General features: G+C 40.2%; 20 protein-coding genes. All 20 read right to left on the reverse strand.

Going from position 1 to position 24,957, the window contains the following annotated elements; genetic code table 11:
- Positions 1 to 83 precede the first annotated feature (83 nt).
- The 20 genes from WH390_RS10000 to tssB all read right to left on the reverse strand — a co-directional run bounded on the left by WH390_RS10000 (position 84) and on the right by tssB (position 24,384).
- Complete coding sequence (locus WH390_RS10000) at positions 84 to 917, reverse strand: response regulator (RefSeq protein WP_032114473.1); 834 nt, start codon at positions 915 to 917, stop codon at positions 84 to 86.
- Positions 902 to 3,739 (reverse strand): transporter substrate-binding domain-containing protein, encoded by a 2,838-nt coding sequence (locus WH390_RS10005; protein ID WP_032114472.1) that lies wholly within the window; start codon positions 3,737 to 3,739, stop codon positions 902 to 904. Before WH390_RS10005 ends, WH390_RS10000 begins: the two co-directional genes overlap by 16 nt.
- A complete protein-coding gene (locus WH390_RS10010) occupies positions 3,736 to 4,362 on the reverse strand; it encodes a response regulator transcription factor (RefSeq protein ID WP_032114471.1) in 627 nt (208 codons plus the stop codon). The genes WH390_RS10005 and WH390_RS10010 overlap by 4 nt, the downstream gene beginning before the upstream one ends.
- 18 nt (positions 4,363 to 4,380) lie before the next feature.
- Complete coding sequence (locus WH390_RS10015; protein WP_032114470.1) at positions 4,381 to 5,619, reverse strand: hypothetical protein; 1,239 nt, start codon at positions 5,617 to 5,619, stop codon at positions 4,381 to 4,383.
- 106 nt (positions 5,620 to 5,725) lie between these two features.
- Positions 5,726 to 8,272 carry a type VI secretion system ATPase TssH gene (gene tssH, locus WH390_RS10020; RefSeq protein ID WP_032114469.1) on the reverse strand — a complete coding sequence of 849 codons (2,547 nt, stop codon included), beginning with the start codon at positions 8,270 to 8,272 and terminating at the stop codon, positions 5,726 to 5,728.
- Complete coding sequence (locus tag WH390_RS10025; RefSeq protein WP_148305520.1) at positions 8,269 to 11,682, reverse strand: type VI secretion system protein; 3,414 nt, start codon at positions 11,680 to 11,682, stop codon at positions 8,269 to 8,271. Before WH390_RS10025 ends, tssH begins: the two co-directional genes overlap by 4 nt.
- A gap of 71 nt (positions 11,683 to 11,753) precedes the next feature.
- On the reverse strand, positions 11,754 to 12,038 hold the full coding sequence (locus WH390_RS10030) for a DotU family type IV/VI secretion system protein (RefSeq protein ID WP_148305519.1): 285 nt from the start codon (positions 12,036 to 12,038) through the stop codon (positions 11,754 to 11,756).
- On the reverse strand, positions 11,980 to 12,384 hold the full coding sequence (locus tag WH390_RS10035) for a DotU family type IV/VI secretion system protein (protein WP_052044786.1): 405 nt from the start codon (positions 12,382 to 12,384) through the stop codon (positions 11,980 to 11,982). Before WH390_RS10035 ends, WH390_RS10030 begins: the two co-directional genes overlap by 59 nt.
- Positions 12,384 to 13,781 carry a type VI secretion system baseplate subunit TssK gene (gene tssK, locus WH390_RS10040; RefSeq protein ID WP_032114467.1) on the reverse strand — a complete coding sequence of 466 codons (1,398 nt, stop codon included), beginning with the start codon at positions 13,779 to 13,781 and terminating at the stop codon, positions 12,384 to 12,386. Before tssK ends, WH390_RS10035 begins: the two co-directional genes overlap by 1 nt.
- A 75-nt stretch (positions 13,782 to 13,856) precedes the next feature.
- Complete coding sequence (locus WH390_RS10045; protein ID WP_052044785.1) at positions 13,857 to 14,504, reverse strand: type VI secretion lipoprotein TssJ; 648 nt, start codon at positions 14,502 to 14,504, stop codon at positions 13,857 to 13,859.
- A gap of 18 nt (positions 14,505 to 14,522) precedes the next feature.
- Complete coding sequence (gene tssA, locus WH390_RS10050; protein ID WP_406850572.1) at positions 14,523 to 15,602, reverse strand: type VI secretion system protein TssA; 1,080 nt, start codon at positions 15,600 to 15,602, stop codon at positions 14,523 to 14,525.
- An 11-nt stretch (positions 15,603 to 15,613) separates the two neighbouring features.
- Positions 15,614 to 15,916: a PAAR domain-containing protein gene (locus WH390_RS10055; protein WP_032114465.1), complete on the reverse strand. Its 303-nt coding sequence runs from the start codon at positions 15,914 to 15,916 to the stop codon at positions 15,614 to 15,616.
- A gap of 12 nt (positions 15,917 to 15,928) precedes the next feature.
- A complete protein-coding gene (locus WH390_RS10060; RefSeq protein ID WP_032114464.1) occupies positions 15,929 to 16,513 on the reverse strand; it encodes a DUF6931 family protein in 585 nt (194 codons plus the stop codon).
- 30 nt (positions 16,514 to 16,543) lie between these two features.
- Positions 16,544 to 18,523 carry a type VI secretion system Vgr family protein gene (locus WH390_RS10065; protein WP_032114463.1) on the reverse strand — a complete coding sequence of 660 codons (1,980 nt, stop codon included), beginning with the start codon at positions 18,521 to 18,523 and terminating at the stop codon, positions 16,544 to 16,546.
- A gap of 11 nt (positions 18,524 to 18,534) precedes the next feature.
- Positions 18,535 to 19,476 (reverse strand): type VI secretion system baseplate subunit TssG, encoded by a 942-nt coding sequence (gene tssG / locus WH390_RS10070; RefSeq protein WP_032114462.1) that lies wholly within the window; start codon positions 19,474 to 19,476, stop codon positions 18,535 to 18,537.
- Entirely contained in the window at positions 19,467 to 21,272 is a 1,806-nt protein-coding gene (gene tssF, locus WH390_RS10075) for a type VI secretion system baseplate subunit TssF (RefSeq protein ID WP_032114461.1), read from the reverse strand. Before tssF ends, tssG begins: the two co-directional genes overlap by 10 nt.
- A gap of 7 nt (positions 21,273 to 21,279) precedes the next feature.
- A complete protein-coding gene (locus tag WH390_RS10080; RefSeq protein ID WP_032114460.1) occupies positions 21,280 to 21,726 on the reverse strand; it encodes a type VI secretion system baseplate subunit TssE in 447 nt (148 codons plus the stop codon).
- A 99-nt stretch (positions 21,727 to 21,825) separates the two neighbouring features.
- The gene (locus WH390_RS10085) at positions 21,826 to 22,320 is read right to left on the reverse strand and encodes a type VI secretion system tube protein Hcp (RefSeq protein WP_032114459.1); all 495 of its coding nucleotides are present in this window, start codon (positions 22,318 to 22,320) and stop codon (positions 21,826 to 21,828) included.
- A 37-nt stretch (positions 22,321 to 22,357) separates the two neighbouring features.
- Entirely contained in the window at positions 22,358 to 23,839 is a 1,482-nt protein-coding gene (gene tssC / locus WH390_RS10090; RefSeq protein ID WP_032114458.1) for a type VI secretion system contractile sheath large subunit, read from the reverse strand.
- Between the two features lie 5 nt (positions 23,840 to 23,844).
- Positions 23,845 to 24,384, reverse strand: coding sequence for a type VI secretion system contractile sheath small subunit (tssB, locus tag WH390_RS10095; protein ID WP_081932855.1), 540 nt, complete (start codon positions 24,382 to 24,384; stop codon positions 23,845 to 23,847).
- Positions 24,385 to 24,957 lie beyond the last annotated feature (573 nt).

The following is a 24,957-nucleotide window of genomic DNA, read 5'->3' on the forward strand; positions in this document are numbered from 1 at the left end:
ATTTCCCCTGTTGTTATTAATTGAATAATTAAGCAGCATGAATAAATAATTTAATACCGCCGGTCTTCAAACAATTACAGCTATTATTCCGTTAATATCATTTTATGATCAGATGACTCTTTGGCCAGATCATTATTATCATTTAAACGTCCATTAACTGCCGCCCGAAAAATATCGGTATAGTAAAATAGTGTTTCTAAGGTTTGGCTATCATCACAAAATCCACCTTTTTCAATCCGCCAACAAACGCGTAAAGCAGGCTGATAGCATAATAAAGCAAATACACCTTTCATTCGGTGCACCTGTAGCGAAAGCGCTTCCTTATCAATCGACGTTGATCTTAAATTATGCAGCGTGGCCAGATCCTGTTCTATTCCTTCCAAAATGGCTTGTAACAATTGATATTCTTTCTGTTTATCACCACTTGCCAAGGCACTAATACCATCAAAACAGAGTTCATTTTGTGAATTAATCAGCTGATAATAGCGAGCAATTTCCGACAGCAAATGATCCTGTGTTAAAGGTTTAACTAATACACCATCCATACCGGCAGCAAGACACAATGATAGCTCTGAACTAAATGCATTTGCGGTACAACCTAAAATAACTTGGGGCGGCAAATTACGTTGCGCTGACGAGGTTCTTAATACTCGAGTCAATTCATAGCCATTCATAACTGGCATCTGACAATCCGTTAATACCATATCAAAATAATTTTCTTCCACCAGCGTTAATGCTTGCTCTGCACCTTCAGCAATGGTTACCCGATGTTTGGAAGAAGCCAGTTGTAGAGATAACACTTGCAAATTGGCTGGTAGGTCATCCACTAATAAGATATTGAGTGGTTCCGGTTGGATAATATGAGTAGGAGATACTTCTTCTTCTTGCAACTCACTTCGCTTTAACGGTAAATACATATGTGCCAATGTGCCAATGTGCCACTACCAGGAGCCGCTTCTAACTTGAGGGTTCCATCCATCAACGCCATTAATTGTATTGATATTGGTAATCCTAATCCTGTTCCCCTTGAATCCGCTTCCACTTGTACATAAGGCTGTAAAATTTCACTATACATATGTTCTGGAATACCACAGCCCGTATCCTGTACATACAAAGAGAGCATTTCCGTTTCACTATTGATCGAGCGCTGGATAGCTGCCCTTAATGTAATGAAACCTTCATCAGTAAATTTAACCGCATTACTGAGCAAATTGTTGATCACTTGAGTAATACGGGTCGCATCAAGTAGATAATAATTTTGTTTTGGGATAGTTAATTCAAGGGTGAAACCTAACCCTTTATCCTGTGCAATTGCACAAAAAGGTTCTGCACATTGTTCCAACAAGGCATACAATCCAACCGACTGTAAATTCAATGTTACCTTACCAGATTCAATACGCGTGAAATCCAAAACATCACCGATCACACCCAGTAAAGAGTTTGCAGCTCGACTGGCGGTATGCAAAGGAACATTTTCTGGTAGTTGTCTGACTTCTAATTCCAATATACCAATAATGACATATAATGCCGTGCGGATCTCATGGCTGATATGCGCTAAAAAAGCCGATTTTTCATTACTCGCTCGTTTTGCCTTATCACGTTCTGTTCGTAATTCTCGCGACAATAATTTTCGCTCGGTAATATCAAACCACCCGCCAATGATACCCTGAACAATTCCTTCTGCATCACGGTAATGTTCTAGCCATAGGTAAACTTCTCGCGTTTGGCCTTGAACAGAAATAGAGCAATCAGAAAAATAGGCGGGAGCACCAGACAAGCAGCTGAGAAATTGAGTAAATATCTCTACTTCATCATATGGTTGAAAAAAACCTTGTGAAAATAGAGAATGGCCAATGATCCTCTCGCGCGGCAAGTCACCCATCTCATGTAAGAACCATGGATTAGCAGCCGTAATATTCATGATTGGATCACAGACAAACATCGGTGCAGGGATCGTATTGAACAAAGTTTCCCAATAAGCTAACGAGTTCTGTAACGCTGTTTTTGCCGCTTTACGCTGCCTGATCTGACGTGTTAACCAACTACCCCAAAATATTGAAGTAATCGAGATCACTGATAACACACTGCCCCAAAGAATTATCCAAGAAGAAAGATGTAATACACTATATGAAGTAAAAAAAGTGACCGGCGATAACCATTTTTGATGAAAATAACGCAGATCTTTTGGCGACAACGCATCAATTGCTTTATTCAGAATATTAACTAATGGTGCATAATCCTTAATTACTGCATACCTGGCAGGAAAGAAATCTCTATTAAGGGGATGTATTAAAATGCTATCACCATAACGGCTTGATTGTAGATAATTGGCGCTGACAAAATTATCTAACACCGCATCTGCCGCGCCGGCTAATACCATTTCAATGGCCTTATCCATATTGTCAACTTCAATCAATTCAATATCTGGCTCATGTTCAAATTCTGACAATAAGATGTGACCACTTACTACCACAACTTTACGATGGCGTAATTGCTGGAAGTTTTTTGGTGCATTGCGATAATTCCCTGTGATCATTACCCATTCGAAAGAACTATAAGGGTGAGAAAACAGTAACCATTTTTGACGTTGTTCATTACTCACTAATGACAGCGCCATCTGAGCCTTACCTTGCTGCAAATAATCAATAATGCCAGCCGAATTATCGACGGTCACAAGATTAAAATGGATACCGGTTTTTTCCCCGACTAAGCGTAAAATATCGATATTCATACCAATGATTTGACCATTAGCATTCTCAAAGGAATATGGCGGCGCATTGTGTTTTACCACAACATTAACAACCGGGTGCTGCAACAGCCAATTCTTTTCCTCTAGTGAAAAATTAATATTTTCACTGCTCATTATGGGAACAACACCGGCAATCCAACGTTCATAAACAACATTTTTAATGGTTTTATATAGTTCGTTTAATGTGCGATCAATATTCTCCATTCGTGGATCATTTACTCGAAAAACAAAATTATTTTCCAACGTACTGGAATAATCGACATGATGCCAAACTAAAGAACTCGGCAACGAACGAAAAGTAAACTGATAAGCTATTTGCGCTTGTCCACTAATAAAACCATCGGCTTTATCATCCAATATTAACCGTAACGCCTCTTGTGCTGAACCAACAACCACAACTTCACGGTATGATTGACGAATTTTCGCCAATAGTTCCGGCGGTTCACTATGAGCAACCAATACACGTAATTCTTCAGCTTTATAATAAGCTTTCTCTTTTTTTACCAACATCACCAGCGGTTGAATTAATATTGGCTTACTTTCATTTTTTCTTTGTACTGTTGCTGTTAATGCCGCCGAGGTTTGGGCTAATAACTGAATATATCCTTCATTTAGTGCATTTCTCGCCTGCTGGTAATTATCGAATATACGTATCTTTATCGGTATTTTTAATAATCTTGATAATACACTGAGATAATCTGCATAAATTCCTTCTATCTTGCCATCCCACCGATAAATGATTAAAGGTTCACTAGTACAACGAACAATACCTACTAAAATAGCCGTTGATTTATCTGCAAAATTATCGACAAAATTCACCTTAGGCAAAAATAATCGTTGCACTATATTAGAGTAATAACCAATCTCTATCCCTTCAGCCGGAATTGTCACTTGCGATGAATCATTACATAGTGACTGACCAAATACAGGTAAAGCAAAAAACCAATACCATCCCCCAAATAAGAGGGCTATCCTTTTTCGTATGCTCACCCACTGAGCCCCACCTGTTGCAAATAATTATATAAAGCCGCATCATTTGGAATATTAAGCTTCTTCATGACACTCTGTTTTTGTGAACTAATAGTTTGCTTAGTGCGAAAAACCTTGGTCGCAATATCATTAACGGTTAATCCTTTTGCCAGTAAACGAATCACTTCTAACTCTTTAGGCGTTAATATACGAGCGAGTTGATCGATAGGGGAACTGAGAAAGTCAGAGCTAATATAAGGCTGTTCTTGACCTGCAGTATTATAAAGTCCTTTTTCTAGTTCGCTCGCTAAACTGCTTTTATTCAGGATGGCTTTGACATTGTAACGCGACAGCATACTGATTATATTGGGTTCATTAACCATCGTGATCACCACGATAGGTAAAGTTGGCCAATTTTTGCGGATATAACTTATCATACGTAAACCATCCATATCCTTGTCGCCCGGCATAATAAAATCAGTTATCAACATATCTACCGGTTTAGTTTGCAACAAAGATAACAACCCACTGACATGATGTGCCTCACCAACAATCTGATAGTTTTCTGGCATACTGGAAAGAACCATACGTAATCCCAGTAAAAACACGGGATGATCATCAGCAATAATAATTTTTTTACTCATAGATCCCTCAGATTATTTTTAACGTGAAATTTCATACAACAAACCTTCCATTTCTTTGCCCCTATCTCCTTGTCGCAAAATCAAAGCAAGATGAGCTTCATTAAATCCACCTTTACCATCTGATAGCCGAATTTTTAATACTTTAGGTTTACCACAAGCTGATATTTTTAGGTGCTCAACCGCTTTTCTATCATCAAAATGGATCCAAGCGACGAATAGCACCCATGAGGCTGGGATAGGATAACATTTCCGCCATGTTTTTAAGTTATACCAGGTAATAAGTTCATCTTCTTTACTTAATAAAAAACGATGTATAACATCCTGCTCTAATACGCTATAAGCTAATAAAAAGCGCGCTTTATAACGAAATAACACATGATATAAACTGCGCAAAAAACCAGCCAAAAATAGGGCAGGAAACGCTAACAAAACACTACACCATTGCGCTAAATCTATTATTGTTTGACGCCTTATTTCATCGCCCTCATAAAAAATTGGCATATTCAGTAACGGTAATAAGACAAAACCTATCGAACACAGTGATAAAAAAGCACTGAGTAGTAATAAATTACAACTAAGAGAAAGCAAAATAGTAATACTGACACTGACTAACAATAATCCGGCAATCAGAGGCGATGAGATAATAGCAGTCACCGGATAATACATAAAACCTGTTATTATTACGACCCAAAATAGAGCCATTAGCCAAAATTTTGGCATATAGGGCAATTGAGGACTACGACAAAAGCTATATATTACCAACAAGCTTAACGGCAAATAATTTAATATATATATGACGACTCTTGCAAATGGATCATATAAATCAAAAGACAGATCAGATAAATAAAATATTATATTTGTAATAAAACACCCTATACTGCCAATAACAACATTTATCAGGGCAAAATGAAGTATCTGCCAAGCATTACGTGGCATATAAGCGACACCATAGAAATATTGCCAAATAAATGCCGCTGCCGCCAAATACAGGCTATCTGTCGTGGCAAAAATTAAAGAAACTGATACCGAACGATCAGATAATTGACTCGCACAAAGCACCACCAAAAATCCCGTTACCAACCATAATGGCCAATAACGAGGTGGTGAGATACATAAAACGCCGACTAAAATACCGGCAGGAAACCAAATTAATGGATAAAGGCTACCTATATTACGAGTCTGTAAACTTAATAAGGCTAATCCCAGGTCAACAAAAATAAAAATTAACCAATACAGCGATATTTCCAACGTCTTCATTATATTATTCTAATTATACTGCCTATTTTTCATAGAAAATACACAAACCAACAAATAATACCAATAAATTATTTATCCTCGGTTAGTTATATTTATTATTAGCTTTTTAGTCTGATGATATAGAGTTGAAACAAACCTTATTATCTTGCACATCCAGATAAATATTGGATCTATTGACCATATCCCCAGATAGAAGACTATCTGATAATAATGGTAATACCTGCTGCAATAATAAATTATCAACTTCCCGGGCACCACTTTCTGCTATCAAACAATGACTGGCAAGATATTCCACCAATCTATCAGAGTAAGTCAATCGCAACTGAGTTGCTTTCTCAAATCTTATAACAATTTTGGCCAATTTGTGACGAATAATTGTTTGCAAAATTTCACCTTCTACCGGTAAATAAGGGATCACTTGTAAACGTCCCAAGAACGCGGTAGGGAAAAAACGTTGCAACTCAGGGTATAAAAATTGTTGGATGTCATCCAGTTCTGCAGCTCTTACGGTATCCCCTTCTTTCACTCCTTGCCGAATCGCTCGCATGATTAATTCAGAACCCACATTTGAAGTTAAAATAATCAAGCTATTGCGGAAATCTATTCGTTGCCCTTCCGCATCTTCCATTATACCTTTGTCAAAAACTTGAAAAAATAGCTCCAATACATCTGGGTGCGCTTTCTCAACTTCATCCAATAAAATCACACTATAAGGGCGTCTTCGTACAGATTCAGTAAATACTCCACCCTGACCATAACCGACATAACCTGGTGGTGCCCCTTTTAAACCCGCAACCGAATGCGCTTCTTGATATTCCGACATATTAACGGTAATCATACTTTGTTCACCACCATACATTTCATGCGCTAATGCGATTGCGGTTTCCGTCTTACCAACACCTGAAGGTCCCACTAACATAAAAACACCGCAAGGTTTCTGAGGATCCGCCAGTTGCGTTTTAGCAATTCGTATTTGACGGGCAATTTGCGCTAAAGCATGATCTTGCCCCATAATTCTGCAAGCTAAACGTTGTTCAAGATTAATCAGTACATCACGCTCATTTTCCACCATTCGGCCCAATGGAATACCTGTCCAACCAGAAACAATGTCCGCCACACAGGCTGCATCGACACAATCAAATACATAAGCATGCTGTTGATGCCGTGCCTGTAATTCACTCCGTAATGAGGTAATTGCTGTCTCATTATCACCTGCTGCATTGATTGCTTGCACCAGACGTTGTTGCTCGTGATATTCGGGTAATAGTAAATTTAGCGAAGTTTGTAATTGTTCAATTTGGCGACTAACGTTTTCATGCTCAGAATTACCTTCGCGCAACAATGATTGACGCGCAACATTTCGCTGCGCCAACATTGCCCGTAGATCTTCTATCGGTCCAGGCTCACCACATTGAGAAATAGCGACCCGAGCGCAAGCGCTATCCAACAAGGTAACCGACTTATCTGGTAATTGGCGGCCAGTAATATACCGAGCAGCTAACTGGACCGCTTCAGTAACTGCGCCATCTAAAATCCGTACACCATGATGTTGTTCCATCATAGGCACCATAGCACGCAGCATGGCGATGGCAATCTCCTGACTAGGCTCATCCACTTTAATCAACTGGAAACGACGAGCCAGTGCCGCATCTTTTTCAAAATATTTTTTGTACTCTGCTTGTGTTGTCGCTGCGATTGTACGGAGCTCCCCTCTCGCTAACGCCGGCTTTAATAAATTTGCCGCATCATTTTGTCCTGCTTGACCGCCTGCGCCAATCAAGGTATGCGCTTCATCAATGAATAAAATAATGGGTAACGGATAATTTTTTACTTCATCTAATAATTGTTGTAAGCGATTTTCAAATTCACCTTTTACACTAGCTCCGGCCTGTAATAAACCAAGATCTAGCGTAAATAGTTCTACTTTAGCTAACGCAGCCGGAATATTCCCAGCCACAATACGTTGCGCCAGTCCCTCAACTAATGCGGTTTTTCCAACCCCAGCTTCTCCTGTTAGCAATGGATTGTTTTGCCGACGACGCAACAATATATCAATTAATTGACGGATCTCTTTTTCTCGTCCAAGTACCGGATCCAATTTATTTTCACGCGCTGCCTGTGTCAAATGATGAGCATATTTCATCAAAGCAGACGCTTGGCTTTTAGGCTCAGAGGCAGCAACTGATTGCTGCTGCATCATTATTTCAACGGCTTTATCTAATTGTTCACCATTAATTTGCAGCGCCTGTTGTAGATATAGAGGTAATCCCTGATGCAATTTACGCTCTGCCAGCAAAGTAGCCAATAATAATAAAGGTGATAATTTATCCATCTGCCAGCGTATAGTGGCATACATCCAGGCGCTTTCTAACCAGTCCGTCAACATGATAGAAAATACTGGCGACCGATGACATCCGCTACGCAATTGAGCTAAAGAAGCTTGGCAGGCTTCTAATAATTTCAATGCATCACCATTAGCGTGATAACAGAACTGCTCTACTAAATGGGTTTGCTTTTCTAATAACATTAGCAGTAAATGCTCATTTTCTATCTCATGATGCGTATGACTAACGGCTAAGCTGGCGGCACTATCCAAACACTCACGTGCCTGCAGCGAAAGGTTATTAATAATCTGTTTTAAATTACTGCTCACGAATTATTCCTTTTTTCATACCACAAAGTAGTAATTTCTAATGGTAACGATGACAACGAACCCTTTACCGGTATCGCTGGCGCATTTAAATTCAGTAATTGTTGATCTAATTGTTGCAGTTGTTGTTGCTTATCCCTTTGTTGTTTCTGCTGCTGTGACCAATGCTGATAAAGTGACAACGCCTCTGGCGCGCCATCTAACAAATAACGTACCGTGATACGTTTAATGCCTAATGCGGTTAACGCGCTATATTGTCCGGCAAAATCTTTAGCATTAAAGATCAATTCTCCTTGAGATAGTGCTCGGATCACCCGGACCATATTTTCTGTCCCACTATAAATTTGCGTTAACCGGAAGCTGGGAAAATCTATATCAATTTTTATGCGCTGGCACCATTGCGGATGCCAACGCATAGTGGCGCTATCATTAAAATTGATACTGTTGATTTGCTGAATTTGTTGCTGACAATCTAAGCTAATACGACTGCCGATGGGTAAAACTTGCGCCTGCCGATTAGCACTTGTTGGCTGGCTAGTGAAGGTTAACATTGCCCATTGGCTCTGCTCAGGATCTATTTCTCCCCCCTGCCGCGTATGCAATAATTCACGTTTTTCCTGTAATCGCCTACGAATATCTGCACTGGCTGGTACCAAATCATTTGGTCGCACAATCTGACGAATAAAATGCAAAAATGCATCATTAACAGGAAAATTGATACCTGCCAGAGAACGGCGAGAGATCCCTTCTCCATTGATATTTAATGCATAATTAGCATGTTCCTTGATAAAACGTTTACTATAATCAGACAAACGTACCATCTGTTCTGTGATACTTAATAACTGATGATCATTGGCATTACTCATCGGCCAAATAACCTGGCTGTCCCATTGCTGTTGTAATTTCTCAGCCGCACTAAAAAACGCAAATCGCACTAACAAACGTTTATCACCCTGCCATAAATGCCGTAAAAGTGGTTCACGTTGCGCCATGTTTTTAACCTGCAATGGCTGCCACCATAAATCAAATTGATTAGCCAGTAAGCGTAAATTACCGTTTTGCTGATCATGCTCTTCACCAAGAGAAATTTTCACTAACTGTTCCGCTTCATTATCCCCTAATAAAGCATATTGGACGGTTTTTTGTAACATCTGCCGCCAGGCTTGATAACGGAATAAAGCATGTTGATCAACACGAATAGAAATTGGTGGTAAACGTCCAAATTTAGTTTGAATAAATCGACGCCAAACACTTTCTTGCATCGACAATTGCTGTAAAAAATTGCTCTCTGGCAAATAGTTATGTAAATGCCACAAAGACAATTGATCGCTTAGCCAAGGTTGTTGTTCTGATTGTGGGATAGATGTACTTTCTATTGCCAGGCGATTAAAAAAGAGCAGATAGGGACTGGCGTTTTGTGCCGTATCCAACATTAATTGTTGCCAATTACTTTTACCCCGGATGTAACTTTCTGCTTGTGGCATCGCTTGTGCCAACCTTAACCAAGCAGATTGATATTGCTGATGATAGTTGCTGATAAACTGATTTCGTCGCTGGGAAAAAAGGGCAGTATCATTAACGGCTAAGGCTATTTCATCGAATAATTCATGTAATGCCTTTTCCCCGTTTTGGGTATAAATCGCCTTAACGTTGACGGATAATTTTTGTTCATCGCCCGCCCCTAGTGGCCAAAAATCAGCTAGGGTAACTTTGTCACCATCATTAACAATATTATCATCCAGCAACCATAACCAATGGTTGTCTTTTTCTAATAATTGTTGTAACACTGACTGCCACTGAGATAATGTTTGCTGCACTTGACCAGTACGATACTGCGCTAAATATATCGCAATATATTCGTCTTGTGATATAGCTGCCGTCACCCCGAAAAGTTCAGTTGCAGACCACGCGGGAAGCTGGCGCAATTGCGCTAAGCTGGCACCTTGACTCATAGCCTGCTCACTATTAATGAAACGGACCAAATTGAGAATAAGATGGCGCTTTTGTTGATTATTACTCATAACGAAACGAGTCGTCAGATTATGAATAACTTGGTCAGGATAGTAATTATTATCCGCTAATAAATATAAATATTGTTGCGCAAGATGTTGACGCAACAGATAACGCAGCGGTGAAAATAAATCCAGCCCACGATCCTGCCACGCCTCTGCCTGCTGATAACGATCATAACGACATGCCAAGGCACTTTTTAAAGGATCGCAAGCTAACTTAAGCATATCTTCATAAGCAACCCATAATGAGCGACCAACGCCAAATAATAAGATAAAAATGAATAAACTATACCAAGCGCGACGCCGCCAAAAACGTGCGCTAAAAAGAGGCTGTTTTTGTATTTTTTCAGCAGGTAATATTTTTTCTAACAGCTGCTGACTAAATAAACTTTTTGAGCCAGATTGATTATCGTTATCTTCTGTCGCAGTAAAAAATAAACCGCATAATAAACTATGCTGTTGGTAATGATCTGGTTCAAACAGAGCCTGAAAATATTCTTCCAGCGCCGGCTGTAGCTGTCTTATCTGCTCGGGCAAGATCAGTAACTCCGCCGGTGGCGTCGTACGATAATCATTTAAATGACGCAAGCACGTGATCTTTAATGTCTGAATAATTGACTGTAACGTACGATCTAACGCACCAATACAATTACCATCTAACTCTTGGTCAATCATTCCGCCTAGCATCTGCTGCCGCTGCTGTTCCGACAATTGACGACTCCATATTGGAAATCCAGGTAAGCACTCACTATGAGTAACTACCACCCATACCGATAAACGATAATCTAGACGTTGCTGCAAAAGTGCTAATTGTTCTCGCATCAAACGTGCTGTCTGAAAACGCACTTTACTGTTAGCATGCAACAATAAATCCATAGGTAGACAAAGTACGATACCGGCAGGCGGTCGAACCTTGGTAAACCAAGTGGTTAAACGTTGCCAAGCTTGGCGATACAATGGTCGATCGGTTGAAAAATAACTGGACATAACCAGATACATCGCGCGCCGAAAAAACCACCAGCGACAACTAAATTGTCGTTCATTCACCGAACGACTTTGCATGCCTGCCAGTGAAGGAATTTGACTATCAGCTAACAGCCCTCGCTGATCACCACCTTGCATACCTAATACAACATACCAGGGTGGAGCATACTGCCGCCACGTTAATCGCCAGCGTTTTTGTATGCCGGCACCGCGCTTCCAGTGACGCCATAACTGGCGCTCCAACCGATTTCGGCCGTAGCGTTTTTTCATCAACCACTGTTTTATCCATCTTTGTGTTTTAGGTATAACTAACCAGCTGACATATATTATTAGCAGCCCACATAAACAACCTAAAATAGCCATAGTGCCATTAATGTTGGCAATGACCACAAGGCAACCATCGCAAAACACAGGCATAAGAGACCTATCATCAGCAATAATATACCGACGACGCAAAAAAACTTTTTCATTCCTACTCTCTTATTTTTTTAAGTAGCAAGATTAAAAAGGCTGACCGAAGCGAGCAAATACAAAGCTAATATTATGCCGATAGCAAGACACTGTTCCCATCCTTTGCTCATAATAGGTTGAGCATGACTGTCTGTATGACTAAGCATTGCCGGCATTAAACTCAAATTTTTATTGGTCATAAAATGGCGAAAATGATCGGGCAAATTATTAATCTCCTGATCAATAAGATGATTTAATGCCATTTCACCATCGGTAGCATAACGGCCGCGAAAACCACACAGCAAACAGCAAACAGCAAACATAAACCAGCCTGGCTTGAAAACGATCGATTGACATTGACTTTAAACGCTCAAAAAAAGTTAACCCGCCTAATGTAGAGTCATAACTAAGCTGTTGCAGCGATGAAAGACGCCATTGTTCGAGCCATTCAGATCCGGCATTCAATATCACCTCATCAACCCAAACCAATACGGCAAAATGTGCATCATCAATATCTTGTTTGTCATAACCATGCATCAGTGCATTGTCTTGTGCCTTCACTAACATTGTTTTTACCGTTTCTCGTAATGTATCGCTATATTGTTCAGCTTGTTGCACAATCAACAGTACCCGATGAAAAACCGGCATATAAAAATCAACTAAGTACATCAGTAACTCCTGGCCAAAATTAAATCTATCTGTAAATCTTCCGGTGCTTCTGGCCAATGCAGTATGATACTGCCACTGTTTTTTATTTCTTCCCATTCATGACTATGCTCTTCTACCTTGAAATAACGGCTATTGATTTTTTTTGGTAAACCCTGCGGTGGGGTAATTTGATAATGAAGACGTACCCCAGCTAAAGAGCGAGTGATAATGGTCTCAATCTGGCTTTTTGCGGCCATTTTTATCAATCTATCATCAGGTACTGCATATTCCTGCTCGATAAATCGTTCTGAACGCATGACTAAATAAATAGCGACATATTTTTGTTGTGGCTCCAATAACCAATCGGCAGAAAAATAGCCTTCACTCTGTTTAGCAAATGAGATAATGCTATCCTGCCTAATCATTAAATTATCTAGTAATGCCATGATATTACGTTCACATAACGTCAAACTTGCCGCAATATCATGATGATCATAGCCAGCGGCTGCAGTATCATCCCATTGGCATATGCCATTAAATGAGCAGAGATCAGTAAAACAAGTGAGTTCAGCAATCAACTCTCTTAATAAGCCGATTATTTGCCATGGATGGATGTCTTGCGCTTCTTTATAATGCTGCAATCTAATGACATAACGCGCCAATGTACGCATTGTTAACAGCAAAATATCTTTTCTCTCGAAAAGCTCACCGGTTTTCATCATCGGTGGTCGTTTAAATTCCTCAAATTGATGAAGCCGCCCTGTTAGTTCTAAACATAAATTATCAATTCGCTGCCATAACCAGGGAACTGCTTTCAACGTCATACTTGGAGGAAAGTAATCACTATCCCATTCAATACCACTTGATCCTTGACGTAATCGGCCTATCGGTAATAGCGTATAACCGGTTAATTGCGCTATTTCATCTTGCAAAAAAAAGCGTAAGTTATATGACATCTGCTGTATCTGAACTTCAGTACCATTGCCATAAAGATCTCTGACTGGTCTCTCCGTCGGCCAACTGACCCAGCGCGTTGTCTGTTCAGTGATCTCACTCGCTTTTGCTACACAAGTAACATTATTTTGATTATGGCTGATCTGTCTTAAGCCAATATAAACCAGTACTGGTTTTTCTCTTACTGGCCAGCAATGTCGTAATGAACGAGGAGCAACGATAGCATTGACATTACAATCAGCATAAATACCATTTGGCAAAATAAACTGCCCTTCATAAATACGTAACTCTTCATCCAGTAATGCCGCTTGATGAAATGTGATATTTATTACTCCCCAGGCCCAAGGTTGGGTCAATAATTGATAGCGGGCACGCCAATATTCATCATGCAGTTGCTGTGTTTGTAAATGCTGCGGTTGTAAATACAAGCCGCTAAACCAATATATGGGTTTATAATCAAGCATAATTTTCCCCTAAAATATCGCTGACAACATCTCGACATCTCATCGTTGCACTTTATTTTGCACAATTTAAACTGGTTATCTGGTGGTAGATTTACTCGCTTTCCCCGCTGTCGATTGGAAGGGAAAAACGACATCATCACTCGGCCGTCTAACCGATTTATTACTGCGAACAATAGACGCCTCACCTAGCGTAATTTCGATATTGATGGGAATAAAATTGGCTTGCCAACGCTTATTCCACCAGCCCTGTGAGGTTAATTCGAGAGGAATAGAAAAAATCCGTGCATGCCTTTCATTCGGCAGCGGGTAATAACCTGCAATCAATGCCACATAACGTGTCTGCTCTACGCGATCTAGATGTAATGTCACGCGTTGACCAGGCATCATGACATAACTATCCAATTTAAGTATATTTTCACTACCGCCCGCACGAGCAAAAAGATTGCGTAAAAGCGTAGGGTTATTTAATAAACCATCTAACTGCTCACGCCTTTCGGCTTGAATAATAAGTACCGTGCAACTATTGGGCACTCGATTAAACGCATTCAATTGCGGATCCGCTATCAGATCAATATTAATCGCATCGCTAGCAAAGGTGGCTGACGCTTGCTCGATCGCTGATTGACGCTGTTGTTCGGTAGAATAAGATGAATTACAACCGGTAACATTTCCCATTAGAACCAGCATGACTATCAAACGAATGCAAATTTTGGTTCGATTCATGTCATCATCCCACTTATATTAATTTTCTGATCCTTTAATTACTCTCATCACTTCCCGTAGCGTCGAATCATTATCAACTAACATTTCCGCTAACCATTGTGCTGTTTCCATATTTGCCCAACTAGCCGCTCGCTCTAATAAATAAGGAACAGGACTGCTCGGTTCATTACAACGGAAATATTGAGCAATGGTTAACAGCTGCTCTATCGCCTGTTTTCTCTTTTCAAGGTGTGAACAGGGCCGATTGAGTGACGGGCTATTCAATTGCTCATCCCTGTCTGTGTTAACCTGTTCATGCAACTGTTCTTCCACTATCACTTGTGGCAGCCGATCTTGATAAAACCGGGACAATAAGCTTTGCACTTCCTCTATCTGCCGTAAGCTATCACTCATAACAATGACATTTTCACCGCAAAAATTTTTCAACTTCGACTGTAATGTCAGCAGAGAAGTTTGTAACGTCTGAATTTGCTCTAGTAGATGATTGAAATGTGATGACGACGTGTGGCGAATACTTTCTTCACAATCAGCGATGCCAAAATAGCCATCATCCTGGAGCGGCTTTCTAAGTTCAGCATTAGCGGCAACACTATGCTCATAATGTTGTACTCGGGCCCATTGCCTGACATTCAACTTACCGTTATTTGTTAGTGGCCAATCTTCCAATATGTGGCTTAATTTATTATCTAACCAATTTAATTGCGCTAATCGGATATCCGCCCCGTAACCGCCTTCATCTTCATCTAATTTAGGCCACAGTGTCGGCCAAAACGTTTCACATAAACGGGTAATTAATGCGACACCAACCGCCATACCTGCTAAACCATGCAATTTAGCTTGTGCTTGAGTTAACCAGCAGGCTATCTGCAAATCTTTGCTATGCTTTTCCAATACCTCAGCACAAAGTAGCGAAACTTGACGCCAATCGGTCTGTCGAACTTCACAAGACCACATATCTTCAAGCTGTAAATCATCATCACTTTGCCGCGCTTGATTTATCTGCTCAAATATCGGCTGGTATTCAATGTTTTCTCCGGCCGGTACATCATCAGAGTGCTTCAACATTAAGCGATCAAAGTCAAGTACTGTCAGCTCCATGTTTCTCTCCATCAAGCAATAATAACCAATGGGTAACCGGTGGTAATAACGCCACCATGAGCACATAAATCGCCTAATCGAGCAGCTGGGCGACCACCAATTAATACCGTTGGACTACCCATCACCACCGTATCTGGTGGTCCAACACAGAGCAACATTGAGCCCATTGTGGCAGCAGGTAGACCACCGATTAAGACGGTCGGTACTCCCGGCGGGATGATAGGGCCACCAACATGCGGGATCGGCGGTACAGCGGGTGAAACCATTGGGCAAACATGCAAATCACCAGTGCGTGCAGCAGGCATCATTGGCATCGATTATTCTCCTTATATAGCCATTTCCTGATACAAATAACTTTTCCGACCGACGTCAGTATCAGGAGTTAATTGGATCAAATATCGTTGGGCTAGGGTAAAAAATTGCTCGACATATTTATCTTGCAACACTGGATTGTCGCTATAAAAATGTAAAATCAGACACAAAACACTGGCTAACGCTTGCGTCGCCTGCCACGGAGAAGCAGCGACAGCTTCCAAGTCAGGCGCAGTGACACTCCCTTCGCTAAGGAAAATGGACAGTACCAGCCCGGCAATCGGATTATCAAATCCTATCGCCTCTGCTTGTTCAAACAGTTGATGACGGAATTGATCACCGCCACGTGAACGCCAATCCCTGGCATGTTGTAATAATACCCTCTGTTCTTGCACCAACTCACGTTCATAAACGTGGCCAATAAATGCCAGAGCCAAATCGAGCGCCTGACGATATGGCAGCATAAACACGGTATAAAACACCATATCCGTCCATTCAGCATCCTGACGTAAAGCCTGTAAATTTTGATTATGAGGAGCAAGTGGCTGCAATATTTGCTCCGCAACAGACGATAATTGACAGTGTTTTAGCTTTACCATGATGGCTCCTAAGATTAACCAACCGTGCTATTAACCAATTTTGGTCAATAACCCTTTTAACATCGCAATGGTTGAGGCACTAATCTGTACCACCAGACCGCTGAGTTTTGTCATACCACTACTTTTCAGCGTTAACATTCCTGTCCCTTCCACTGTGGTGCTAGCGGCCGTCATTTTTAGCATTCCGTCACTTTTTACATTGATTACTGGCCCCTTAACAGTGATACCAGCAGGCGTGATTGACAATGAGCTATTTCCCACTCGCAACTCAATCTTCTGTTTCGCAGTAATAGTGCAAGATTGTCCTGCCGAGATATCAATTTTGCCACCTTTGGCATTCAAGCTGTAATTACCACTATTAAGCAACGTGACAAAGTTTCCTTTATTGAGCGTATCGGTTTTATTACCTTTAGTTAACGTTAAGCTATCATTACCTTTATCAATTAAAACATCCTGTTTCCCTTTGATCTCCCATCGCACATCCCGCTCGATAACCGCTGATAAATCGTTATTAGCCTGCCATTGCAAATCTTTTTGCGAATTGATTAGAATAAATTCTTCACCCTTTTTATCCTCAAAACATAATTGATGTCCCTGATCAACATTGCCTTTACGACTACTTCTTGTTGTTAGCCCGCTTTGGGTTTTTTGCTCAGGTAATGAAAAAGGTGGCATTTTGGCGCCATTCATCACTGTACCCACTACAATCGGATAATCAGGATCGCCATCCACAAAACTGACTAATACTTCACTACCAACACGAGGTAGAAATTGCGTACCAAAGCGAACACCATTCCCCAATTGACTAACGCGGATCCAACATGAACTGTTATCATCTTTCTTATGCTCTTTATCCCAATGAAATTGGAGCTTTATTCTGCCCATTTCATCGACATGGATCTCTTCCTGCGATGGGCCTACAACCTGAGCAGATAACACACCCGCAATACTGGGTCGTTTTACTGTCAGAGAAGGGCGCCAGGTTTTATCTGCCGGCAATAGAGTGACTCGCGATGAAAATAGTTGCTGATTACTATCCAGATTACTTTCTGCCACTAACTGTTGTCCGCTAACGGCATAGTTACCATTAACGGCGGGATCACCTTGTAGAGTAAATCTCTGGCCAACCTGCAATGCCGGATAACTATTTATCGCTTCCAAATAACCAGCCTGCGACTCCCACTGCTCCATATATAAAGCGGCACGAGCGTTTAATTGCTGCTGTTGTTCAAGTCCAGCAAAATCATAGATTGAGAGTTTATCATTGACGGCGTAATCACCACGGGCCTTAGCACTCGCAAATACCGGTACGGCATTTTTGATATTGTAACCACTCATTTCTACACTAGCCGGGATCACCTTACGGCTAGCACGCCAAGCGCGCAATCCCATCAATTGAGGTTGACCACTTGATGTTTGATAAGGCAATGTTGATAAAGGCGCGCGCGAAAATGAGCTAGGATGATCTGCTAACACTAATAGATGCTTATCTTTTTCATGGCTGAAATAATAAAAGATACCGGCCGAGGCTAATTGACGCATAATAAAATCAAAATCCGACTCGCGGTATTGCATACAAAATTCACGTTTTGGGTAGGAATAACTCAAATTTAAACGGACATCACTAAAACCACGTTTTTTTAATATATCGCACACCATATCCGGTACATTAATGTCCTGATAGACGCGTGAATTGAGCGTACTCATTAGCAAAACTAACCAAGGCTCTAACTGCGCTTTATAACAATAAATCGTTTCACTGTAACCACTCTGCTGTAGTTTAGTTATAACGCCATGGATAAAACGGCTTTCCCGCCCATCACCAATCCTTAACCCATGCGAATGACCGACATAACTTTGCAAATCAGCAAATTTTTTGTCTGAATAAAGTTCCAGCGTGAATAAATAGGGACGAGATAAATACTCTGCTCCTTCAATCTTACTTAAGGCAACACTATTACCCATTGCGCCGAACAACTGTAAATATCGATTGTTTTGAGCTAATAACATAATATTCTGTTTTAATTAATTGGTGTTATATAAAGTCTGGGCGCTACTGATAAAGCTTCATTTCCCAGATAACCATGTTTTCCTAAATAAAATTGGCCATCTAATATTATGCCTGTTCCCTTATAACCCATTAACAATACTAAAGAAAAAGTTAATATACCGCCGGTGAATAAGCATACCCGCTGATTCAATTGACGATAAGCATCATTATTTGATAAAAATTTTTCGTATTGCTGAGGCTTTGAACAGGTAAATTGGATCAAAAAATGAGATTGAATATCCCAAAAATATTGTCCTATGACAGGCGCTTCGCCTAAACGACAGCGCCCTAAAATGGCCTGATATTCACTGGCTACCTTACGCCAACGTCCATAAAATGGCTGAATTTTAACCGCGAGTTGAAATTCACGTTGCAGCAACCGTTCCAAATTGACTAGCGAACGTACGGATGCCGATAATAAGCCACTCATATCAGCCGCCGGTAAGGTAGTGACTTCTTCGGGAAATAGACCTGTCACCGCTGTAATCACTGCCGGTAGCTGCCGCTGAGTATTTAATTCAGCATTGACATATAATCGATACTTCTGCCAGACTTGAAAACGTAAACTCAGTAGACGGTGATTGAAAACATCGAGAAACGCTTTAGCTGAATCATCATTATAACGATAACGACGATCAATCAGCCATTCAGTATAACGTAACGGCAAAGCGCCATGGGTGCCCAATAAACCAAAATGGTTGACTGCCATACAGTAAGTTGTCGCTTCTGCCGTCAGCTCATCAACCGTAAGACTTTCAACTTCCCGCTCTGGTGCATCTAGGGTCAATACCGATTCAAAACGTACCACATCATCAGGTACGCTCACCTGACGCCCTTTTCTGAGACATTTTCTCAATAGGCGGCGCACATTTTGGTAAAAACTACCACCGAGCAGGGAAAAAGTCATAGCCATACCATTCTCCCGCAACGCCTAGGCCAACGCTTGAGACTATGGGTAACACCGGATAAGCAAGTAACGACCTGGGTAAAACCATTTATTGGCGCATATAGCGCAATAAATCTTTCTAGTACACAACAAAATAGATAAAAATCAATAAACTCTTCGGCTTGAGATTGAAATGTCAGCGTCACCTCCAGACCTTTGGCAAAAGAATAAGGATCAGCCGGATCTAACCTGACAGATATTGGATTAATCGTGATACGACTCAGTAACCCTATCAAGCGCGATACCGCCATATCATTCTGTAAATTATATAGTTCGAGCGTTTCTCGTAGCCGCTGCGCACTTTCATCCTGTGACAGTAACATATGATTAAGATTGAGTTGTGCCACCATTCGCCAATTTTGCGCAGCATCGAGCTGTGGGCGTAACGGCGGTCGTGGCCTAATTAATCCAATAACCTTTACGCCGGGTAACGCAAACTCAGCATCAAAATCACCCTCTGAATTACCATTACTTAATTTCTGTGGCATATCGCGATTAGTGCACATAATTTTTAACATTACGACATCTACCGCCGGAGTATGGCGTTTACCACGCAAATCCGCAAAACCAATGAAGGTATTGATACCTTGATCATTTGGCAGCATTGATGCTCTTTGGGTTGTCTGCCAATATAATGAAGGTATTCCTCGCTCTTCATGATGCTCAATACCAAATAGCGCCTTTACTTTTATGCTGCTGTTGTATTCCTGTTCTTTACTGCGCTGAAAAACCTCTACTGACCGAATATTATAAACTTCCATACTTAAGGGACGGCGCGCATCAGGCTGAATAAGATATTCACTTTCACTATCCGATAAGGTCATCGGCTCAGCTTGATGGGGAAATAAATTGACTATCGGACTACAGTTCATGCGAAATGTTTCTACATTAACCTTGTCACAATTGCGCTCAAGCCGGCGTAAAGTATGACAATCTTTTAACCGGAAACGATAGTGGAACTCACCAGACAATAGCTCCCATTTAGGTAACGGTAATTCGATAAATAAAAATTTTTCTAACAAACTGAAATAGTCGCGTAATAAATGATGAACAGGACTGATAGCCATATCATCCGCACAGAGGCAATCTGCTTCTTCAAATCCTATCGCTTGAATATTATCGGCTGTTGTTTCAACCGGTTGTTGGTCAACATAACACTGCCATTCATCGACCTGTGATAACAAAAGCTCATATAAACCATGAGTAATCGTTGGCGCACCATGTAAATATAAACGGATAGATTGCGCCTGAAACTGAGCTGCTGGCCAGGTGATAAAACGTAGCGTTAAGATAAAATTTCGATCATAGGGATCTTGTTTAAGTGATGCTTCAGATAAATCTATTGGTAAGATTTCTACCGGATAAACAGTACGGAAACGACAGGTAACATCATCGACTGGCTTAGAAGTTAAAAAACTGTGGCGAGGAACAGATAAAACGCCCGTTATACCAGAAGTTGCTGGCTCAGGTTGGAATTGTACCAATGAAACAGATGGCACTTGGCGCATAAATTGGGGCGCTAGTATCTCCATCATGGCATTATTCAATTCAGGCATATCTTCATCAATCTTCTGATGAATACGCGCTGTTAAAAAAGCAAAAGATTCCACCAAACGTTCAACATGTGGATCTTCAGAAATACCTTCAGCTAGCCCTAATCGACGCGCGATTTTAGGAAAACGACGAGCAAAAGTAACCCCATATTTTCTTAGATAACTTAACTCTCGGTTATAATAGTCTAAGGTTTTTTGTGGTAGTAACATGAAATTGTTATTCTCCCCAAAAAATAGAGTAGCTATAGGCCACACTACTCCAGGTGACAGAAAAAACGATGCGCTGTCCCCAAAATAGTCCTTGCACCCAAAAAACAATATTTTCCGGCGAATTGTTTTGTAATTTTACGGTTATATCTTGTAAGCGCGGTTCAAATAGCACCAGAGATTGATAAATATTTTTTCTGAGTAACTCAATGCGATCATCATTCAGAATGTCGACGTCAACCACATCAATCACGCCATAATTTAATATTGAACGCTCAAGTTCATCATAAACCTCTAAACTGCCTGATAGCGGTCGGGATGAAAATAACATATTTAAATCAGAGACCAACGAGTCGATCGCTGCTTGTCGCTGATTATTTTTTATCTCAAATTCTTCCTCATGCGGGAAATCATCATGTAAACGATATAAGAACGATGGTATGGCTTGTGCCTGCATTTGTGTCCCCTCCCGATGATAAAAAATAAACTATTTGTCAGATAACAAGTTGCCGATCTATTGAGTCCGCAACTTGTTTAATTTAAGCGTCAGTAAATATTACTGTTTAGTATTTTGTATCAGATCCCAACCTTCTGGTCCTACCTTATTACCTTTCTTACCTTCAGGAGTAAGCGGTGTGAAAGTCCATTTGATTTTGGAGAACACAATAGTGAAACTTTCATGAGGATAGCCACCATCTTTGTCCGCATTCTCAGAAATACTTGAGATCATACATTCATCCATTTCCAATTCAGCATAAGGATGAAGCTCGTTCTCAAACATGGTACAAACACTGAGTTTTACATTTTTTAGGAAATTACCCTGTGCAACAGCAGACAATAATTTTACTGAACTAATATCCATGACTTTGGTACAATGTATATAACTGAAACTCGCCGTTCCTTTATTCAGTTTTCTCTGACCACTAGAAGCGACTTGTGCATTGTTAGAAATACCAAAATTAACACTGCGCAATTCAATCCAATCTTTGTGATTCTTATCTGTACTCTCGCCCTTAATGTCACCTAGATTTAAGAAAATACCTGTACTCATAACAAATAACTCCCTTCACTTTATTATTAAAAAATACTTATGCGGCAGATGATGGTGGCAAATCAGCGACCAAACGCAATGACATGCTTAAACCTTCCAATTGGAAATGCGGACGTAAATAAGCCACTGCTCGGTAAGTTCCTGGTGAACCAGGTACTTCAAGAACTTCAATCCTGGCTTCACGTAATGGATGACTAGCTTTAATTTCAGCGCCGACAGTATCGGAGCCGACAATATACTGGTTGATCCAGTTTTGTAGATAAATCTGACACTCATTGCGTGACATAAAACTACCCACTTTGTCGCGTACAATCACTTTCAAATAATGAGCAAAACGCGATGTGGTCATGATGTACTGCAATTGTGTGGCCAACTTAGAATTAGCATTAGCTAATTCGGTTTTATACTTTCTTGGCTTATTCGGTGATTGAACCGAGAAAAAAGCAGCATAATCAGTGCCTTTATAATAAACCAAAGGAATAAAACCCATCTCGGCTAACTCTTTTTCACGACGATCGGAGATGGCAACTTCGGTCGGACACTGTAATTTTTTCTCACCGGTCACCGAAACGTAATGATGAGTGGGTAATGCCTCAACTAATCCGCCACCTTCAATACCCCGTATAGCTGCACACCAACCATATTGCTCAAATGCTTTTACCATGCATCCGGCTAGCGAATAAGCGGCATTGACCCATAAATAACTATTGTTATTATCTTCTTCAATTTGTTCTTCAAAACAGAATTGCTCAACCGGAACGGTCTTTGCACCATAAGGCAATCGACCAATTACATGGGGAATTGTTAATCCAACATAGCGAGAATCATCAGAATCGCGAAAACGTTTCCAGCGCAGATAATCCGAGGTCTCCAACAGCTTTGACAGATCGCGGGGACGTGGTAATTCACTGAAATCATTTAAACCAATCATGCCAGCACTGGCTGCACTGAGAAATGGCGCATGAGCGGCAGCGGCAACATGAGATATCTGTTCTAATAGATACAAATCTTCCGGCGTGTTATCAAACTCGAAATCACCGACAAAAGCTGAAAAAGGTTCACCACCAAAAGTACCGTATTCATTTTCATAAACACTTTTAAACAGCATCGATTGATCAAAATCGGCGGCCGATTTAAAATCTTTGACTAACTCCGTTTTGGTGGCATTAAGCATAAGAATACGGGTATTATCCGTTTCACTCTTATCCAACAAGCCTTTTAGCCCAGTCCAGGAAGATTCCAATCGTTGAAATTCAGCATGATGTAATACTTTACTCAATTGGGCAGATAAAATTTCATCAATTGCGGCAATACGAAGTTCAATACTGTCAATCAAATCACCGGAAACAACTAAAGAACCAGCAGTGACTTCAGACATAAAGTGCCCTAATTGCTCCTTTACCCGTGAACGATCTACATCTCTCCTTACCGCTTGAGTCGCATCAATAATTTGTTCCAGTAAATCACCACTAACTGCTGCTTGCGATTGCGTGCCTTGTCCTTGTGATTGCTGTTCCATTGCGTTTATTTCTCCCCTTGATCAGGTTGCGGTGCATCTGTCTTTGGCGCTACATCATCTGCCTTTGGCTCGACTTCAGATTGACCGGTTGAAGAAGCCTTTTGTTGATGCTCAACCATAATTTCTGCTAAGCGATCGCGTAGTTTTTCATTACTCAAAGCTCGCCCTTTTAGATCGCTTAATTTACTGCGAATTTCTAATAATTGGCGCAAGGGCTCGATTTGATGGGCTAAATTTTCTGGCGAAAAGTCTGCTATCGATTTAAATTGCAAGTCGACATTCAGATAACCTTCTGTTTCCGGTAAAACACTTTCTACTTGCATGGCAAGTGATGGCGTTAAACCCTCCATAACTGCATTAAAGTTATCTTTATCGATATGCATAAAACTACGTTCACGCATTGGTAACGCTTGTTCGGAAAATTGACCAATCACACCAATGACTAAAGGCAACTCTTTTTCTTCAACATCACCACCAAGTTCAACATCATAAGTAATTTGAACTCTAGGTGGTCTTACTCTATTAAGTTTATGTTGTGTATTCATTGTGCTATTACCATAAATATAAATATTGGGAGGTGGATAGATATGGATACACCACCAGATAAAATCAAAAAAGAGATAAATTAATTATTTCTTATTTCATAAATATTATTCTTAGCAAAAAACTTTCTCGTTTAATTTTATTTATCAATTAATTCTTTAGTCCAGAAGATCGCATATTCTGTAATTACAAACAATAACTTTCATCGCTACAAAAAAACAAAAAAACAAACAACTAATTGTTTTTTATATAAAAAATAAAACAATTGTGGTTTTATTTTCGTACTAGTCACATGAACAAAAAAAAGCCATTTCTGACTAGTCAAAAATAATTAAATAGAATTATCGTGGAAAATAAAAAGACTGTATTATTTTAAATTAAACCTTAAGGTTAAATACTACTAATAATAAAAAAATAATAAAAATAAATTTCATCCATTTGTGCAAAATAAAATTAGCTATTTATGAAAATAGTTAAATAAATATAATAAAAAACATAATCAAAAGTTAACAACAATTTCACAGTTAAATAATCACAAATATTATTTGAATTATCAGTGTACAACAGTAATAGCT

The sequence above is a fragment of the Candidatus Arsenophonus nilaparvatae genome (assembly GCF_045346035.1).
GTDB classification, from domain to species: domain Bacteria; phylum Pseudomonadota; class Gammaproteobacteria; order Enterobacterales; family Enterobacteriaceae; genus Arsenophonus; species Arsenophonus nilaparvatae.

Bases quoted from the DNA above. Each gene is read 5' to 3' on its own strand.
- WH390_RS10065 (WP_032114463.1), bottom strand. From the start codon at position 18,523: ATGTTATTAGCTCAAAACAATCGATATTTACAGTTGTTCGGCGCAATG.
- WH390_RS10025 (WP_148305520.1), bottom strand. From the start codon at position 11,682: ATGCCTGTGTTTTGCGATGGTTGCCTTGTGGTCATTGCCAACATTAAT.
- WH390_RS10000 (WP_032114473.1), bottom strand. From the start codon at position 917: ATGTATTTACCGTTAAAGCGAAGTGAGTTGCAAGAAGAAGAAGTATCT.
- tssK (WP_032114467.1), bottom strand. From the start codon at position 13,781: ATGCTTGATTATAAACCCATATATTGGTTTAGCGGCTTGTATTTACAA.
- WH390_RS10045 (WP_052044785.1), bottom strand. From the start codon at position 14,504: ATGAATCGAACCAAAATTTGCATTCGTTTGATAGTCATGCTGGTTCTA.
- tssA (WP_406850572.1), bottom strand. From the start codon at position 15,602: ATGGAGCTGACAGTACTTGACTTTGATCGCTTAATGTTGAAGCACTCT.
- WH390_RS10060 (WP_032114464.1), bottom strand. From the start codon at position 16,513: ATGGTAAAGCTAAAACACTGTCAATTATCGTCTGTTGCGGAGCAAATA.
- tssG (WP_032114462.1), bottom strand. From the start codon at position 19,476: ATGGCTATGACTTTTTCCCTGCTCGGTGGTAGTTTTTACCAAAATGTG.
- WH390_RS10015 (WP_032114470.1), bottom strand. From the start codon at position 5,619: ATGAAGACGTTGGAAATATCGCTGTATTGGTTAATTTTTATTTTTGTT.
- WH390_RS10010 (WP_032114471.1), bottom strand. From the start codon at position 4,362: ATGAGTAAAAAAATTATTATTGCTGATGATCATCCCGTGTTTTTACTG.
- tssB (WP_081932855.1), bottom strand. From the start codon at position 24,384: ATGAATACACAACATAAACTTAATAGAGTAAGACCACCTAGAGTTCAA.
- WH390_RS10085 (WP_032114459.1), bottom strand. From the start codon at position 22,320: ATGAGTACAGGTATTTTCTTAAATCTAGGTGACATTAAGGGCGAGAGT.
- WH390_RS10030 (WP_148305519.1), bottom strand. From the start codon at position 12,038: ATGTTTGCTGTTTGCTGTTTGCTGTGTGGTTTTCGCGGCCGTTATGCT.
- WH390_RS10080 (WP_032114460.1), bottom strand. From the start codon at position 21,726: ATGCAGGCACAAGCCATACCATCGTTCTTATATCGTTTACATGATGAT.
- tssC (WP_032114458.1), bottom strand. From the start codon at position 23,839: ATGGAACAGCAATCACAAGGACAAGGCACGCAATCGCAAGCAGCAGTT.
- WH390_RS10055 (WP_032114465.1), bottom strand. From the start codon at position 15,916: ATGCCAATGATGCCTGCTGCACGCACTGGTGATTTGCATGTTTGCCCA.
- WH390_RS10035 (WP_052044786.1), bottom strand. From the start codon at position 12,384: ATGTACTTAGTTGATTTTTATATGCCGGTTTTTCATCGGGTACTGTTG.
- tssF (WP_032114461.1), bottom strand. From the start codon at position 21,272: ATGTTACTACCACAAAAAACCTTAGACTATTATAACCGAGAGTTAAGT.